Source organism: Rhizobium sp. SVR5-2C (assembly GCF_056755115.1).
The window spans coordinates 1-15,251 of sequence record NZ_JBNDHT010000028.1 but is presented as its reverse complement, the minus strand read 5'-3'; the positions used below and the strand labels follow the sequence as shown (position 1 = coordinate 15,251).

At 62.2% G+C, this 15,251-nt stretch carries 14 protein-coding genes, 1 other RNA gene and 1 pseudogene; 6 read left to right on the top strand and 10 right to left on the bottom strand.

Going from position 1 to position 15,251, the window contains the following annotated elements:
- Positions 1–38: 38 nt before the first annotated feature.
- The 4 genes from infB to rimP form a co-directional block, all read right to left on the bottom strand.
- Positions 39–2,735 (bottom strand): translation initiation factor IF-2, encoded by a 2,697-nt coding sequence (infB, locus tag ACPYOI_RS10620; protein ID WP_481415658.1) that lies wholly within the window; start codon positions 2,733–2,735, stop codon positions 39–41.
- Positions 2,736–2,833: 98 nt separating this feature from the next.
- The gene (locus tag ACPYOI_RS10615; protein WP_168827858.1) at positions 2,834–3,520 is read right to left on the bottom strand and encodes an RNA-binding protein; all 687 of its coding nucleotides are present in this window, start codon (positions 3,518–3,520) and stop codon (positions 2,834–2,836) included.
- On the bottom strand, positions 3,520–5,124 hold the full coding sequence (nusA, locus tag ACPYOI_RS10610; RefSeq protein WP_168827857.1) for a transcription termination factor NusA: 1,605 nt from the start codon (positions 5,122–5,124) through the stop codon (positions 3,520–3,522). The genes ACPYOI_RS10615 and nusA overlap by 1 nt, the downstream gene beginning before the upstream one ends.
- Positions 5,125–5,183: 59 nt before the next feature.
- The gene (gene rimP, locus ACPYOI_RS10605; RefSeq protein WP_481415657.1) at positions 5,184–5,789 is read right to left on the bottom strand and encodes a ribosome maturation factor RimP; all 606 of its coding nucleotides are present in this window, start codon (positions 5,787–5,789) and stop codon (positions 5,184–5,186) included.
- A 236-nt stretch (positions 5,790–6,025) separates the two neighbouring features.
- On the opposite strand from rimP, the gene ACPYOI_RS10600 reads away from it, so the two are divergent.
- On the top strand, positions 6,026–7,657 hold the full coding sequence (locus ACPYOI_RS10600; RefSeq protein ID WP_481415656.1) for an MFS transporter: 1,632 nt from the start codon (positions 6,026–6,028) through the stop codon (positions 7,655–7,657).
- Positions 7,658–7,665: 8 nt separating this feature from the next.
- Positions 7,666–8,121, top strand: coding sequence for a GNAT family N-acetyltransferase (locus tag ACPYOI_RS10595; protein ID WP_481415655.1), 456 nt, complete (start codon positions 7,666–7,668; stop codon positions 8,119–8,121).
- Between the two features lie 3 nt (positions 8,122–8,124).
- Here ACPYOI_RS10595 and ACPYOI_RS10590 read toward each other — a convergent pair whose 3' ends face one another.
- Complete coding sequence (locus tag ACPYOI_RS10590; protein WP_481415654.1) at positions 8,125–9,375, bottom strand: lytic murein transglycosylase; 1,251 nt, start codon at positions 9,373–9,375, stop codon at positions 8,125–8,127.
- A gap of 12 nt (positions 9,376–9,387) precedes the next feature.
- Positions 9,388–9,993, bottom strand: coding sequence for a recombination mediator RecR (gene recR / locus ACPYOI_RS10585; RefSeq protein WP_168827853.1), 606 nt, complete (start codon positions 9,991–9,993; stop codon positions 9,388–9,390).
- A 56-nt stretch (positions 9,994–10,049) separates the two neighbouring features.
- Between recR and ACPYOI_RS10580 the strand changes: the two genes are divergently transcribed.
- On the top strand, positions 10,050–10,667 hold the full coding sequence (locus tag ACPYOI_RS10580; protein ID WP_481415653.1) for an MOSC domain-containing protein: 618 nt from the start codon (positions 10,050–10,052) through the stop codon (positions 10,665–10,667).
- Positions 10,668–10,669: 2 nt separating this feature from the next.
- On the opposite strand, the gene ACPYOI_RS10575 is transcribed toward ACPYOI_RS10580, so the two are convergent.
- From ACPYOI_RS10575 to ffs, 4 genes are all read right to left on the bottom strand, one after another.
- Positions 10,670–11,281 (bottom strand): LysE family translocator, encoded by a 612-nt coding sequence (locus ACPYOI_RS10575; RefSeq protein ID WP_481415652.1) that lies wholly within the window; start codon positions 11,279–11,281, stop codon positions 10,670–10,672.
- A gap of 35 nt (positions 11,282–11,316) precedes the next feature.
- Positions 11,317–11,640, bottom strand: coding sequence for a YbaB/EbfC family nucleoid-associated protein (locus ACPYOI_RS10570; protein ID WP_168827850.1), 324 nt, complete (start codon positions 11,638–11,640; stop codon positions 11,317–11,319).
- 19 nt (positions 11,641–11,659) lie between these two features.
- On the bottom strand, positions 11,660–13,537 hold the full coding sequence (locus ACPYOI_RS10565) for a DNA polymerase III subunit gamma/tau (protein WP_481422860.1): 1,878 nt from the start codon (positions 13,535–13,537) through the stop codon (positions 11,660–11,662).
- A gap of 46 nt (positions 13,538–13,583) precedes the next feature.
- An RNA gene (ffs, locus tag ACPYOI_RS10560) (signal recognition particle sRNA small type) lies at positions 13,584–13,680 on the bottom strand.
- An 89-nt stretch (positions 13,681–13,769) separates the two neighbouring features.
- Here ffs and ACPYOI_RS10555 point away from each other — a divergent pair.
- The 3 genes and pseudogenes from ACPYOI_RS10555 to ACPYOI_RS10545 form a co-directional block, all read left to right on the top strand.
- Complete coding sequence (locus tag ACPYOI_RS10555) at positions 13,770–14,180, top strand: HIT domain-containing protein (RefSeq protein WP_481415650.1); 411 nt, start codon at positions 13,770–13,772, stop codon at positions 14,178–14,180.
- Positions 14,177–15,136 carry an NAD(+) diphosphatase gene (nudC, locus tag ACPYOI_RS10550; RefSeq protein ID WP_481415649.1) on the top strand — a complete coding sequence of 320 codons (960 nt, stop codon included), beginning with the start codon at positions 14,177–14,179 and terminating at the stop codon, positions 15,134–15,136. The genes ACPYOI_RS10555 and nudC overlap by 4 nt, the downstream gene beginning before the upstream one ends.
- A 9-nt stretch (positions 15,137–15,145) precedes the next feature.
- A pseudogene (locus ACPYOI_RS10545) lies at positions 15,146–15,251 on the top strand (transcriptional regulator); the annotation flags it as partial.

Here is a 15,251-nt window from a genome sequence, read left to right as displayed (position 1 = left end):
GTGATCCGGCGCCCGTCCAAATTTCCAATATCACACGATCAGAGCGTCCGCGTGATGTGCTCGACGCGGAAGCATTCGATCGTGTCGCCTGCGCGGATGTCTTCGTAATTCTCGAAAGCCATACCGCATTCCTGGCCGGCATGCACTTCCGAGACCTCGTCCTTGAAGCGCTTGAGCGTCTTGAGCTTGCCTTCGTGGATGACGACGTTGTCGCGGATGAGGCGGACGCCGACACCACGCTCGACCTTGCCTTCGGTAACGCGGCAACCTGCAACCTTGCCGACCTTCGTGATGTTGAACACCTCGAGGATCTCGGCATTGCCGAGGAAGGTTTCGCGGCGCTCCGGAGAAAGCAGGCCGGACATTGCCGCCTTAACGTCATCCACGAGGTCGTAGATGATGTTGTAGTAGCGGATTTCGATGCCCTGACGCTCGGCCAAGGTACGGGCCTGTGCATTGGCACGGACGTTGAAGCCGATGATTGCGGCACCGGAAGCCTCTGCCAGAGAAATATCCGACTCGGTGATACCGCCAGCCGCAGAATGCACGATGCGGGCGCGAACTTCGTCGGTTCCCAGCTTGTCGAGCGCGCCGGCAATCGCTTCGATCGAACCCTGCACGTCGCCCTTGACGACCAGCGGGAATTCCTTGACGCCTGCCGCCTGAAGCTGGCTCATCATCTGTTCCAGCGAACCACGCTGACCCGAATGGCGGGCAGCAGCCTTATCGCGGGCCAGACGCTGGCGGTACTCGGAGATTTCACGCGCACGAGCCTCGTTTTCGACGACGGCGAACCTGTCACCGGCCTGCGGTGTACCGGAAAGGCCAAGCACCTCGACCGGCATGGCCGGCGGGGCTTCCTTGACGTGCTCGCCCTTGTCGTTGACGAGTGCGCGGACACGACCCCAGACATCGCCAGCAACAATGATCTGGCCGGGCTTCAGCGTGCCGTTCTGGACGAGAACGGTGGCAACCGAACCTCGGCCGCGGTCGAGCTGGGCTTCGATGACCGTCCCTTCCGCCGTGCGGTTCGGATTGGCCTTGAGGTCCAGAATTTCGGCCTGCAGCAGAATGGCTTCCAGCAGCTTGTCGAGGTTCAAGCCCGTCTTGGCCGAAACTTCGACGTCGAGAACTTCACCGCCCATCGATTCCACGAAGACTTCGTGCTGCAGGAGCTGCGTGCGCACCTTCTGCGGATCGGCGGTCGGCTTATCGACCTTGTTGATCGCCACGATGATCGGAACACCGGCCGCCTTGGCGTGGTTGATCGATTCAATCGTCTGCGGCATGACGCTGTCGTCAGCTGCAACGACGAGGATTGCGATGTCGGTGGCCTGCGCACCGCGGGCGCGCATGGCCGTGAACGCAGCGTGGCCGGGGGTGTCGATGAAGGTGATCTTCTGACCGTTCTGTTCGACCTGGTAGGCGCCGATATGCTGCGTGATACCACCGGCTTCGCCGGCAACCACGTTGGCATGACGGATGGCGTCGAGCAGCGAGGTCTTGCCGTGGTCGACGTGACCCATGATCGTAACAACCGGCGGACGCGAAACGCGATCGCCTTCCTGATCGGCAACATTGAAGATGCCGAGCTCAACGTCGGATTCGGAGACGCGCTTGACGGTATGGCCGAATTCGCCGGCAATGAGTTCAGCTAGGTCGGCGTCGATTACGTCGCCCGGCTTCATCATCTGGCCTTCCTTCATCAGGTACTTGATGACGTCGACGGCGCGTTCGGACATGCGCTGCGACAGCTCCTGAATGGTGATGGTCTCAGGCAGGATGACTTCGCGGACAACCTTCTCGCGGGTTTCCTGCATCTGGCTGCGGCGGAACTTCTCCTGGCGGCGGCGCATAGCGGACAGCGAACGGCCGCGCGCATTGCCGTCGTCATCGACGTTTGCGGTGGTGATCGTCAGCTTGCCGCGGCGGCGCTCCTCTTCGGTCTTCGGACGCGTCGTCACCGGCTTTGCCGGTTCCGGGCGAACAACCCTGCCGCGGGCGGGAGCCCCACGAGGCGCTGCGCGCTCCTCGTCTTCAGCTTCCGGACGGCGGGCGCGTCCTGCCGGTGCGGGCGCACCAGGCGCCGGGCGGGCGGTGGCAGGGGCCGGAGTATCCGGACGGCGCACTGCCGGAGCAGGGCGCGGCGCCTCGACCTGGACTGCTTCCGCAACCGGAGCGTTTTCGACTGGCGCCGGGGCACGGGCGGCTTCTTCGGCTGCGCGGCGTGCCGTTTCAGCTGCTTCAGCTGCTTCCGCTTCGCGCCGGGCGGCTTCCTCGGCTGCACGGCGCTTTTCTTCCTCGGCGCGGCGAACCGCATCCTCGGCATCGCGGACCTGTGCCATGGCGAGCGCGCGGCGGCGAGCATCCATTTCCTCGGGCGACAGATGGTTCAGAACCACCGGACGCGGACGGTCCTGCTGGCGGGTAGCCTGCGAAGACTGCTGCTGCGGACGCGGCGGCTGGCCCCCCGGTGGATGGATACGCGGCGCAGGCGCCTGCTTTGCCGCCGGAGCGGATTCTGCCGCACGGGGCGCAGGTGCCGGGGCCTGAGCCGGCGTGATCGGACGCTCGTCTTCAGGGCGCATCGGGCGCCGCTTGCGAGTCTCGACAACGACCGCCTTGGTGCGACCGCGACCCATATCCTGGCGCACGGTGCCCTGGCTCATCCCCGATGGCTTCAGGGTAAGCGTCTTCTTTGCTCCAAGCGTCTTGTCGTCATTGCTATCGGTCATTCGTTCCCGTTCCTTCGGACAGGGAGCGATGACGTCATCAGACCCTGTCGTTCAAATACTGTCGATCAATGATGGGCCGGCCGGTGCCGGTCGCCGCATCATTGTTTTTGCCGGCCAGCGCCGCCTGGTGCCCGGGACTGACCGCCGCTGCGGTACCTTTCGAGCATCTTTGCGCGCTTCACTACACCCTCACCTGCCTGCCCTGCAAGCGCTGCGGCATGGATAAAAGCATTCTGGCCCATCACGCCTTCCATTTCGCTCTCCGAGAAGAGACGGAAGGAAGGTATTTCCTCCTCGGTTTCCATTCCGAGGTGCCAGGCCTTGCGAGCCTGGTCGATTTTTCTCACACCATCGTCCGCAGCATCCGTCGAATGGAATACTGCCAGCGCCGCTCCGCTGCGGACCGCGGCATCCACTTTCGAAGAGCCGCTGACGAACTGGCCCGCTTTGCGCGCCATGTTCATCATCTGCATCAGTTGCTGCGCGAGCAGATGGTCAACGGTTTCACCAAGATCACCCGCTGCCTTCACATCGGCTTTCAGGGCGCGGGCGAAGGATTTCTTCGCCACGGCCTTGTCGACCAACGCGCGATCGAGCTTGACCCAGCAACCGCGTCCCGGAAGCTGGCGCTTCAGGTCGGCGATCACTGTCCCATCGGGAGCTGCAACAAAGCGGATCAACTCATCCGGCGATCCGCTTTCGCGCGTCACGATGCACATGCGGCCGTTCACGTCATAACCTGCAAGATCATCATCCTCAGGAGAAGTGTCCGGCTGCGCGGTCATTACGCTTCCTGCTCGGCTGCATCGGCCTCAACGGCTTCGACATCCTTCGCAAGATCTTCCTCGGTGATCCAGCCGGCAGCAAGCCGCGCCTGAACGATCATCTGCTCGGCCTCGACGCGCGAAACGTCGAACTTCGAGAAGAGGCCCTCGAATTTCTTGGTCTCGCCGTTCTTGCGTTCGGTCCAGCCGACGAGATCGTCTGCGGCACAGCCTGCGAAATCTTCCATCGTCTTGATGCCGTCTTCGCCGAGGGCGACCAGCATCTGACCGGTCATGCCGTCGATCTGGCGCAATTCGTCGGAGACGCCGAGCGCCTTGCGCTTCTCGTCCATCTCTGCTTCGAGCTTTTCGAGATATTCGCGGGCGCGCTGCTGGATTTCCTGCGCCGTCTCCTCGTCAAAGCCGTCGATCGATGAAATTTCATCGAGATCGACATAAGCGAGCTCTTCAACGGCAGCAAAGCCTTCCGAGGCCAGGACCTGGCCGACCATCTCGTCAACGTCGAGCGAGTCCATGAAGAGGTTGGTGCGCTCGTTGAATTCCTTCTGACGGCGCTCGGACTCTTCGGCTTCGGTCATGATGTCGATGTCCCAGCCGGTCAGCTGCGACGCGAGGCGGACGTTCTGGCCGCGGCGGCCGATCGCGAGCGAAAGCTGCTCGTCCGGAACCACGACTTCGATGCGCTCCGCGTCTTCATCGAGAACGACCTTGGCGACTTCCGCCGGCTGCAGGGCATTGACGACAAAGGTCGCAGGATCCTGCGACCACGGAATGATGTCGATCTTTTCGCCCTGGAGCTCGCCAACGACGGCCTGGACGCGCGAACCGCGCATACCAACGCAGGCGCCGACCGGATCGATCGAACTATCGTTCGAGATGACGGCGATCTTGGCGCGCGAGCCCGGGTCGCGGGCAACGGAGCGGACCTGAATGATGCCGTCGTAAATTTCCGGCACTTCCATGGTGAAGAGCTTCACCATGAACTGCGGATGCGTGCGCGACAGGAAAATCTGTGGGCCGCGCTGCTCGCGACGAACGTCATAGACGTATGCGCGCACGCGATCGCCATAACGGACGTTTTCGCGCGGGATCATTTCGTCGCGGCGGATGATGCCTTCGCCACGGCCAAGATCGACGATGACATTGCCGTATTCAACACGCTTGACGGTGCCGTTGACGATCTCGCCGACACGATCCTTGAATTCGTCGAACTGACGGTCACGCTCGGCTTCGCGCACCTTCTGGACGATGACCTGCTTGGCCGACTGCGCCGCGATACGGCCGAAATCCATCGGCGGCAGCGGATCGGCGATAAAGTCGCCGAGGGCGGCGTCGGGATTACGGTCGCGGGCGAGTTCCAGCGGGATCTGCGTCGAGTAGTCCTCGGCCTTCTCGACGACTTCGAGCAAGCGCTGCAGGCGGATTTCGCCGGTCTTCGGATTGATATCGGCGCGGATGTTCGATTCAGTGCCATAACGGGAGCGTGCCGCTTTCTGGATCGCATCCGCCATTGCGGCAAGCACGATTTCGCGGTCGATGACCTTTTCGCGCGCCACTGCATCCGCGATCTGCAGAAGTTCAAGCCGGTTCGCACTGACTGCCATTGTCTTATCTCTCCGTCCTGGCTTACCGGGTTCCCGCCCCTGGAGCCGTAGTTGATCGGTTATTCTTCGTCTTCCGCATCGTTCTGATTTGCGGCCTGCGCCTTCGCGGCCTTGTCGGCGCGCAGCGCGTCGCGGATCAGATCGTCGGTCAGAATGAGCTTCGCATCGCTGAGCGCGGTGAACGGAATGGTGACCTTCTGCTCTTCGCCATAGGCGACCTGGTCACGCTCGAGCGTGAAACCATCCGCGTCCACTTCGATGATCTTTCCGCGGAAGCGCTTTCGGTTGCCGATCATGATCGACGTTTCGCACTTCACAATGTGCCCTTGCCAACGGGTAAAATCCGACTTCCGCACCAGCGGACGGTCGATACCCGGCGAAGACACCTCCAGATGATACTCCCGATCGATCGGATCTTCCACATCAAGAACCGGAGAAATGGCCGTCGAGACCTCTTCGCAGTCTTCAACAGTCATCGTGCCGTCGTTGCGCTCAGCCATGATCTGCAGCGTCGCGCCATTCTGGTTGAGCATGCGCACGCGGGTCAGACGGAAGCCCATGCCGACGAGCACGGGTTCGATGATGTCGGCAAGGCGCTGGTCGAGCCCGGTCTCGGTAATCAGCCGCGGCTCAAGTTCGTTTTCTGCGTTTGTCTGATCCGACAAGCGGTGCGCTCCTTGCAAATTTCAAGCATTTTGCATGATCGCGCTAATAAAAAAGAGCGGGTCCTTGCGGCCCACTCTTCATCGTACGATCAAGAATTTGCGCTGCATATAGGCCTGTTTTTTCGAAATTGCAAGCTCTCGGCTGAAATGCGCCGGGGGCAGGCAATCGCGCCTAGCCAGCATAAGGCTTCGTTATATATTGGAGCCGAGGGAGAACAAAACAAGGCGGAGGAATCGTGCTGTCCAATTCACCAACGCTGGCACCACTGAGGCACGAGACCTATCGCACGATCTGGGTTGCAAGCATCGCCTCGAATTTCGGGGGGCTGATCCAGGTGGTCGGAGCCGCCTGGATGATGACGACGCTTGCCGCTTCGGAGGACATGGTGGCACTGGTCCAGACATCGACGGCGCTGCCGATAATGCTGATTTCGCTCATTTCCGGTGCGCTTGCCGACAATTTCGACCGGCGGCAAGTGATGCTCACCGCCCAGTTTCTGATGCTCATCGTCTCGGCCGCACTCACCGCCTGCGCCCTGCTCGGCTGGATCACGCCCTGGCTGCTCCTGCTCTTCACCTTCCTGATTGGTTGCGGCACGGCACTCAACAATCCCTCCTGGCAGGCCTCCGTCGGCGACATGGTTCCGCGGGAGGACCTGCCAAACGCGGTGACACTGAACAGCATGGGGTTCAACCTGACCCGCAGTGTCGGTCCCGCGATCGGCGGCCTCATCGTCGCCACCGCAGGTGCCGCCGGCGCCTTTGCTGTCAACACGGTCAGTTACCTGGCAATGATCTACGCGCTGCTCCGCTGGAAGCCGGCGCTGCCTGTTTCCTCGCTGCCGAGGGAAAATCTTGGAGGCGCGATCGCCGCCGGCCTTCGATACGTCTCGATGTCGCCAAACCTTGAGAAGGTCCTGCTCCGCAGCATGACCTTCGGCATCGGCGCAAGCTCGGTGCTCGCCCTCCTGCCGATCGTTGCGATCGACCTTGTCTCCGGCGGACCGCTGACCTATGGCCTCATGCTCGGTTCCTTCGGCATTGGCGCAATCGGTGGCGGCGCCCTCAATGCCCGGCTGCGTGAGATACTGAGCAGCGAAAGTATTATCCGCTACTCCTTTACCGGCTTTGCGATCAGCATGGTGATCGCCGGCTCGAGCCCCTTTGCGATCCTCACCTCGGTCGGTCTGCTCATTGCCGGCGCATGCTGGGTGCTGGCGCTTTCCCTGTTCAATACGATCGTCCAGCTTTCGACGCCGCGCTGGGTGGTCGGACGCGCGCTCTCGCTCTATCAGACGGTCACTTTCGGCGGCATTGCCGGGGGCAGCTGGCTCTGGGGCCTGCTTGCCGATCGCTTCGGCGTCTCGTATGCGCTCTACAGCTCCGCCGCGGTCATGCTGATCGGCATCGTCATCGGCCTTCGCTTCTCGATGCCGGCCTTTGCCTCGCTCAATCTCGATCCCCTCAACCGCTTCATCGAGCCCGCACTCGGTCTCGACATCACGCCCCGCAGCGGGCCGATCGTCGTTCAGATCGATTATCAGATCGGCGATGACGACCTGCCGGAATTCCTGAAGCTGATGGGAGAGCGGCGGCGCATCCGCATCCGCGACGGAGCACGCAACTGGGCGCTGATGCGCGACCTCGAGAATCCCGGCATCTGGACCGAGACCTACCACACGCCGACCTGGGTCGAGTACATCCGCCACAATCAGCGCCGCACCCAGGCCGATGCGGAGAACTTCGATCGCCTGCGCGCCCTTCACCGCGGCACCGAAGCGCCGCATGTTCACCGGATGATCGAACGGCAGACCATCCCGCCATCCGACGACGTCTTTCACAAGGCACCCATCGATCTCCACCACTAAGGCAAGACATGCATTCCTTTCGCCGCGCCCGCCGTTCCGATCTCACGGCAATCATCGGCCTGCTCACCGATGATGAGCTCGGGCAAAGCCGAGAGATTGCCTCCGATCCGCCGGATGCCAGATATCTTGCGGCATTCGATGCTATCGAGGCCGATCCGAACCAGTTGCTAGGCGTCGCCGTAAACGGCGAGGACAAGCCGGTTGGCTGCCTGCAGCTGACCTTCATTCCCGGACTTTCACGCACAGGCATGTGGCGCGGGCAGATCGAAAGCGTGCGCATCGCGCAATCGGAACGCGGCAGCGGGCTTGGCACGCGCTTCATCGAATGGGCGGTCGCGCGCTGTGAGGAACGCGGTTGCGGATTGGTGCAGCTGACCTCGGACAAGGCCAGGGACGATGCGATCCGCTTCTACGAGAAGCTGGGCTTCGTTGCGAGCCACGAGGGCCTCAAGCGCAACCTCTAGGCCCTACCTCAGCTTTCCGATCATCGAGGCTTCGGGATAGCAGGTGGGATTTTCACCGTTCTTTGCCTGCCACTGGCCGATGGAGCGGCGCGTCTTGTAGCCGGGAAGGCCGTCGGAGCCGCCGACATCGTAGCCCTTCTTCTCCAGTGCCTTCTGCATGGCCGCAACATCGGAGCGCAGCATCTTGCCGACATCGCCCCACGCTCCCTGAAAGGCTCCGGAGCCATCGGCGATCCGGTCGGCGAGGTTGCCGATATAGAGAGCATAGAGATCGGAGTTGTTGTATTCCTTTATGATGTAAAAGTTCGGCGTGACGATGAATTCCGGCCCATCGCGGCCGGCCGGCACCAGCATCATGCCTTCCGCTTTCATCTCGGCAGACGGGAAGCCCTTGCCGGAAATGCGATCGATCCCGAGCGAAGCCCAATGCGACAGAGGCTTTGCGAGATCCGGGCCTTCCTGCGCACAGGAGACCCGCGCGGGGATCGTCACCTCAAAGCCCCAATCGCGATTGCGCTGCCAGCCTTTTTTAACAAGATAGTTGGCTATTGATGCCAGCGTGTCCGGCACGGACGTCCAGATGTTGCGGTGCCCGTCGCCATCGAAATCGACGGCATATTTGAGATAGCTGCTCGGCATGAACTGCGGCTGGCCAAGCGCTCCCGCCCAGGAGCTCTTGAAGTCGGCAGGGGTCACATCGCCGCCATCGAGAATATGAAGTGCGGCGATCAGCTCTGTGCGGAACATATCCTTGCGCGTCGACATGAAGGCTTTGGTCGCCAGCACCCCGATCGCTGAATTCGGAATCTTTGCCGCGCCAAACCCCGTCTCGCGGCCCCAGATGGCCAGCACGATCGAACCCGGCACGCCATAGGTCCTTTCGATGCGCTTCAGCGTCGAGCCATATTGCGAGGCAAAGCCGCGTCCGGTCGCCGCAAGCCTTTTCAGCCGCTCTTCGTTGAAATAAGGCGCGGGTGAGGAAAACTCGGCTTGCGTCTGCTTTTGCGCCTTTGGCGGCGGGAAGCCAGGAGGCGCCAGATCCGGAAGGTCCCAGTTGAGCTCGATGCCTGCAAAGGCCGACTGGAACGTCTTCGCCGAGATGCCATTCTTTTCGGCTTCCCGGCGCAGTTCGGTCTGCACCCAATTTTCGAATTGCGCTTCGACAGCCGCCTTGGAGGGAGCGGCAAGGGCGGGCAAATGAACCGCTGCCACGAGCGCCGCGGTCAGGATCGAAAGGCGCGCAATCGTCTTCAATCTCTTCTCCCCCTAGATGACCGTTCGCGCTCGAAGCGCCGCCGCCAGCGTTCCCTCGTCGAGGTAGTCGAGTTCGCCGCCGACCGGAACGCCATGCGCCAGCCGGGTGATCTTCACGTCCAACCCGGCCAGCTGATCCGTTATATAGTGGGCTGTGGTTTGGCCCTCGACGGTCGCGTTGACGGCGATGATGAGTTCGCGAATGCCGCCCTCGCCGATGCGGTCGATCAGCCCGCGAATGTTGAGATCATCCGGCCCGACGCCGTCGAGCGGTGAAAGCGTGCCGCCGAGAACGTGATAGGCCGCATTCATCGCGCCGGCGCGCTCCAGCGCCCAGAGATCGGAAACGTCCTCGACCACGATGATAACGGAGTGGTCGCGGCGCTCGTCGGTGCACACAGAGCAAGGATCGAGGGTATCGACATTGCCGCAGCGCGAGCAAACCTTCACCTTGTCGTAAGCCTCGCCCATCGCATTCGACAGCGGTCCGAGCAACTGGTCCTTCTTCTTGATCAGGTGCAGTGCCGCGCGCCGTGCCGAGCGCGGCCCAAGACCCGGCACCTTCGCCAGAAGTTGGATGAGTTTTTCGATTTCGGGGCCTGTGACTCGCTTTGCCATGTGCCGTTCTTAGCCCATATGCTGCCAAAACGGCAACGCGGAAGGATCGGTCGCTCATGAAAATACGTGCCGTCTGCACCGGCAGTCCCGAACGGCTGCCCGGCAAGACATACAAGACGGGCATCTACAAACACGCCGTCAACGGTGCCGTAATCATCGGCGGCGACGGGCTTGTCGGCGACGCCGTCTGCAACCGCAAGCATCACGGCGGCGCCGATCAGGCCGTCTATCTGGAAGGCGCGCTGACGCTGGACTGGTGGGCGGAAGAACTCGGGCGCGCGATCTTCCCCGGAACGTTTGGCGAAAACCTTGTCATCGATGGCCTCGACAACCGTGACGTCTCCGTCGGTGATCGGTTCATAGCGGGCAATCTCGTGCTTGAGGTCACCTCCGCACGGATCCCCTGCTCCACATTCGCCGCCAAGATGGGCGACCGGCAATTCGTGAGGCGCTACACTGAGGCTGCTCGCCCCGGAATGTACTGCCGCGTGATCAAGAATGGGGTGGCCGAGGCCGGCACGGCTGTCGAATACGTGCCTTTCGATGGACCCAAGATAACAATGCCGGAACTGATCGCAACCTTTGGCCGCCGCCTCTCATCTGAGGACAAGGCCCGCTATCTCGCAGCACCCGTCCACTTCAAACTGAGGGCGCAGCTTGAGGCGCAGGGCTAGGGTCAGCGCAACGCGATTGCGACGGCGGCGCCCGCCATGGTTCCGGCGCTCGCCCGGTTGGCGATCCGAACCGCACGGCGGCTTTTCAGGAAGCCACGCGCTTTTGCAGCAGCGAGTGCCCATGTGACATCGATCAGGATCAGCACGACAAACATGGTCGTGACGAGCTCAGCCCAGCCGACGATCGTCACCGAATGAATGTCGATGATCGAGGGCAGCAGAGCCACGTAGAACACCATTATCTTCGGATTGCCGAGCGTCACCGTCATGCCCGCAAAGAAGAGCTTTGCCGCGGATTGCGCTTCCGGCAGCGTCTCCTCGCTCTTATCCGGCGAGGCAAACCACATCTTCCAGGCGAGATAGAGCAGGTAGCAGACGCCGAGCCATTTGATCGCGACGAACGCCCAGTGGAAGGTCTCGGCAATCGCGGCAAGGCCCGCGACCGCGCAGGTCAGCCAGATCGCCTCGCCGATCCACATGGCGGCGAGAAAAGGCAGGACATCGCGAGCGCCCTTCGACAGCACGCGTGCGACAAGCGCCGCAATGCTCGGCCCGGGCGAACCGGCGGCCATCAAGAGAGCGCCGGCAAACACAAGCAGACTGGTCAGCGTCATCGCCGCTCTCTCCCCCGTGAACTTGATCTGAAAACTTAGAACGGCATCTTGAAGCCGGGCGGGATCGGCAGGCCGGCGGTCAGCGCCTTGGTCTTTTCGGCAGCGGCGGCCTCCGCCTTGTCCTTGGCATCCTTGTGAGCGGCAACAATCAGATCTTCGAGGATCTCGACGTCGTCCTCCTTGAACAGCGACGGGTCGATCTTCAGGCTCTTCAGCTCGCCTTTACCGCTCATCACGAGGGTCACGAGACCGCCGCCCGCCTTGCCTTCGGCCTGGAGCTCGGCGATCTCCGCCTGCATCTGCTCCATCTTGGCCTGCATTTCCTTGACTTTGCCCATCATGCCCATGATGTCGCGCATCGTCTTCTCCTTCTCGAAACTAGAATTCTATGTCGTCGCCGGGCAGGATGTCGCCTTCTTCGGATTCGGCGACCGCAGGCGGCTTGGCCTCCTCAGCTTCCTCCTCCGGCGTCGGCGCCCTCACCCGCACGTCGATGATCTTGGCGCCCGGGAACTGGGCGAGGATCGCCGCGACGTCGGGATCCTGGCGCGCATCGCTAACCTGCTGTTCCTTGGCCTTGGCTTCGGCCTCCACCATCGTCGGCTCTCCGGCCTCGCGGCTGGTGCTGACGATCCAGTGGATACCGGTCCACTCCTTCAGCTTAACAGCGAGTTCATTGAGCAGCGTTGGCGGCGCACCCTCGGTGAGGTTCACGTCAAGCCGGCCCGCCTCGATCTTTACCGGCCGCACGAAATTGCGCACCAGCGCCTTCAATTTCACGTCGCGCTTTTCGGCGGCGAGATTGACGATATCGGCGATGGAATCGACCGGAATGAGCGGCTTTGGTGCTTCCGCCGGTTTCATCTCGATCCGGCCTGCCTGCAGCGGCTGCGGATCGGGATTGGGTACGGCACGCAGCGTCGCCGTCGGCCCGGACGGCTGCGGACGCGGCGTGTTCTCCGGCGCGCGCGCGGTGACAGATGACTGATAGGGTACGTGGGTTCCGCCACCACCGTTTCCAGACAGCACCGGCGAAGGACGCGAGCCGCCGCTGCTGTTGTCGGAAAGTTCGGCGAGCCTGCGGGCCGCATCTTCCGGGGCCGGCAGATGCGCGGCATGCGCCAGCCGGATCAACACCATTTCCGCGGCGCCGGCCGTGCGCGAGGAGCTTTCCGTTTCCGGAATCCCCTTCAAGAGCATCTGCCAGATGCGCGACAGCGTCGTCACCGCAACGCCTTGCGCGAACTCGGCAGCCTTGGTGCGCTCGACTTCACTGAGCGAAGGATCGTTTGCGGCGTCCGGCACGTATTTGAGCCGGGTGACAAGGTGGGTGAAATCGGCAAGGTCAGTCAGGACGACGACGGGATTTGCACCTGCCTGATATTGCGCCTCGAACTCGGCGAGCGCCGCTGCGACGTCGCCCTTGATGACATGCTGAAAGAGATCGACGATCCGCGCACGGTCGGCAAGGCCCAGCATGCCGCGCACGGCCTCCGCCTGGACCGCGCCGCTCCCATGGGCGATCGCCTGGTCGAGCAGCGAAAGGCCGTCGCGTGCCGAACCCTCGGCGGCGCGTGCGATCATTGCCAGCGCATCCGGCTCGGCGTCGATACCTTCCTTCGCTGCAATTGTCGTGAACAGTCCGACGAGATCAGACGCGCTGATGCGGCGGAGATCGAAACGCTGGCAGCGCGAAAGGACGGTGATCGGAACTTTACGGATTTCTGTGGTCGCGAAGATGAACTTCACATGCTCCGGCGGCTCCTCGAGCGTCTTCAGCAGGCCGTTGAAGGCCTGTGTCGAAAGCATGTGCACTTCGTCGATGATATAAACTTTGTAGCGCGCCGAAACCGGACGGTAGCGCACCTGCTCGATGATTTCGCGGATATCGTCGATGCCGGTGTGCGAGGCAGCGTCCATCTCGATCACGTCGACATGGCGGCCTTCCATGATCGCCTGGCAATGGTCGCCCGGCACGCGAAGGTCGATCGTCGGCTTGTCGATCGCGGGCGTCTTGTAGTTCAGCGCCCGCGCGAGAATACGGGCCGTCGTCGTCTTGCCGACGCCGCGAACGCCGGTCAGCATATAGGCCTGCGCGATACGGCCGGTCTCGAAAGCGTTGGTGAGCGTGCGGACCATCGGCTCCTGGCCGACCATGAGGTCCGTGAAATCCTTTGGGCGGTATTTGCGTGCCAGCACCCGGTATCCGGTGCCCGTCGAGGCGGCATCTTGTGACTGTCGCTCGGTGTCGCTCATCGCCCTGCTTGCCGCCCGGAACGCCGGGCATTGTGGAAGAGAGAAGGTGGGAGGCTGGCACGATGACCCGTGCCTGGCTCGTTAGGGCTGCTTCCTTCCGGACCTGACCCGGTTGGCGAGTGGCTCGTCCACCACCAACCTCCCGGATGCACATATCGGCAATATCGCCATCAAAAGCAAGCCAAGCTAAAAAAAAACTGCTAATCATAGGAAAAGTATGGAGGAATGCCCTTTGACTGATTTCGTGCTTGACCCGCGGCTCGAGAATGACAGCACAAGTATCATGCCGACAGGCCTGTGCGACCTGAGATTGTCGAAGGACGCCCGCTGGCCGTGGCTGATCCTCGTACCCCGCCGCGCCGGCATCACGGAAATCTTCGAACTGACGCCGCTCGACCAGGTGCTGCTGACATTCGAGATCGAGCTGGTGGCGAATGCACTGAAGAACGTTACCGGTGCCACAAAAATCAACGTCGGGGCGCTTGGCAATATCGTCCGTCAGCTTCATGTTCATGTCATCGCCCGCTTCGAAGGCGACGCCAACTGGCCAGGCCCGGTCTGGGGTTTCGGCAAAGCCGAAGCCTATGACGACAGCAAGCGGGATGAATTCATAGCGACATTGCGGGAAGCCCTTTCATCATGAGTCATTCACTTTTCGATACCGATGCGCCCCATCCGGAGCCCAGCAATTTGACGGCTTTCGCCGCAAACGACCTGATCCGCGATTCCGAGCATCGCGACGAGCAATCTGTCGATAGGGCGCTGGCGAAAGACGGCACGCATATCTTCGCCTTCACCAAGGACAAGCTCGTCCTGAAGCATGACGGCCAGGTGCTCGATCCGCTCTTCGCCCGCTACGAGCTGCAAGAGCTGCAGCCGCATTGGGACGAAACGATCCTGCTCGGCTACCGCAAGACGGGCGAGCCGCGGCTTGCTGTTCCCGTCGGTACCCCGGCCGAGGATCTCAAAAGCCATTACAAGCCTGCGGACGGCCGGACGCTTTATCGCGACCAACTCATCGATGACGTGCTGCTCGGCGAATTCGCGCAGGCCGCCAGCCTCATCCGCTGGAATTGCGACAACCGCTACTGCGGCCGGTGCGGCTCGGCGATGGAAATGCGTATCGGCGGCTACAAGCGCGTGTGCACGGCCTGCGAGCACATGATCTTTCCGCGCACCGATCCGGTCGCGATCATGCTTGTCATCGACGAGGAGCGTGACCTTTGCCTGCTTGGCCGCAGCCCGCACTTTGCGCCGGGAATGTATTCCTGTCTCGCGGGCTTCGTGGAGCCGGGCGAGACAATCGAAAATGCGGTCCGCCGTGAAACGCTGGAGGAGTCCGGCATCCATGTCGGCCGCGTCCGCTATCACGCGTCGCAACCCTGGCCCATGCCGCATTCGCTGATGATCGGCTGCTTTGCTGAGGCAAAGTCCAGAACCATCCACCGCGATGAGCAGGAGCTCGAGGACTGCCGCTGGTTCACGCGCGAAGAAACGATCGAAATGCTGGAACGTCCCGGCGCCAATGGCCAGGCATCGCCACCCAAGGGCGCCATTGCCCACCGCCTGATGCGCGACTGGGTGGAATGGAAGCGATAGGTTGATGCAATGGCGCGCTCGGAACGCCTGTTGGCACTGCTTCAGACACTGCGGCGCTATCGCCGTCCAGTGAGCGGCGCCATCCTTGCGGCTGAAACGGGCGTCAGCATCCGCA

Coding starts and splice junctions, on each gene's coding strand:
- infB (WP_481415658.1), bottom strand. CDS start 2,735: ATGACCGATAGCAATGACGACAAGACGCTTGGAGCAAAGAAGACGCTT.
- ACPYOI_RS10615 (WP_168827858.1), bottom strand. CDS start 3,520: ATGACCGCGCAGCCGGACACTTCTCCTGAGGATGATGATCTTGCAGGT.
- nusA (WP_168827857.1), bottom strand. CDS start 5,124: ATGGCAGTCAGTGCGAACCGGCTTGAACTTCTGCAGATCGCGGATGCA.
- ACPYOI_RS10595 (WP_481415655.1), top strand. CDS start 7,666: ATGCATTCCTTTCGCCGCGCCCGCCGTTCCGATCTCACGGCAATCATC.
- recR (WP_168827853.1), bottom strand. CDS start 9,993: ATGGCAAAGCGAGTCACAGGCCCCGAAATCGAAAAACTCATCCAACTT.
- ACPYOI_RS10580 (WP_481415653.1), top strand. CDS start 10,050: ATGAAAATACGTGCCGTCTGCACCGGCAGTCCCGAACGGCTGCCCGGC.
- ACPYOI_RS10575 (WP_481415652.1), bottom strand. CDS start 11,281: ATGACGCTGACCAGTCTGCTTGTGTTTGCCGGCGCTCTCTTGATGGCC.
- ACPYOI_RS10570 (WP_168827850.1), bottom strand. CDS start 11,640: ATGCGCGACATCATGGGCATGATGGGCAAAGTCAAGGAAATGCAGGCC.
- ACPYOI_RS10565 (WP_481422860.1), bottom strand. CDS start 13,537: ATGAGCGACACCGAGCGACAGTCACAAGATGCCGCCTCGACGGGCACC.
- nudC (WP_481415649.1), top strand. CDS start 14,177: ATGAGTCATTCACTTTTCGATACCGATGCGCCCCATCCGGAGCCCAGC.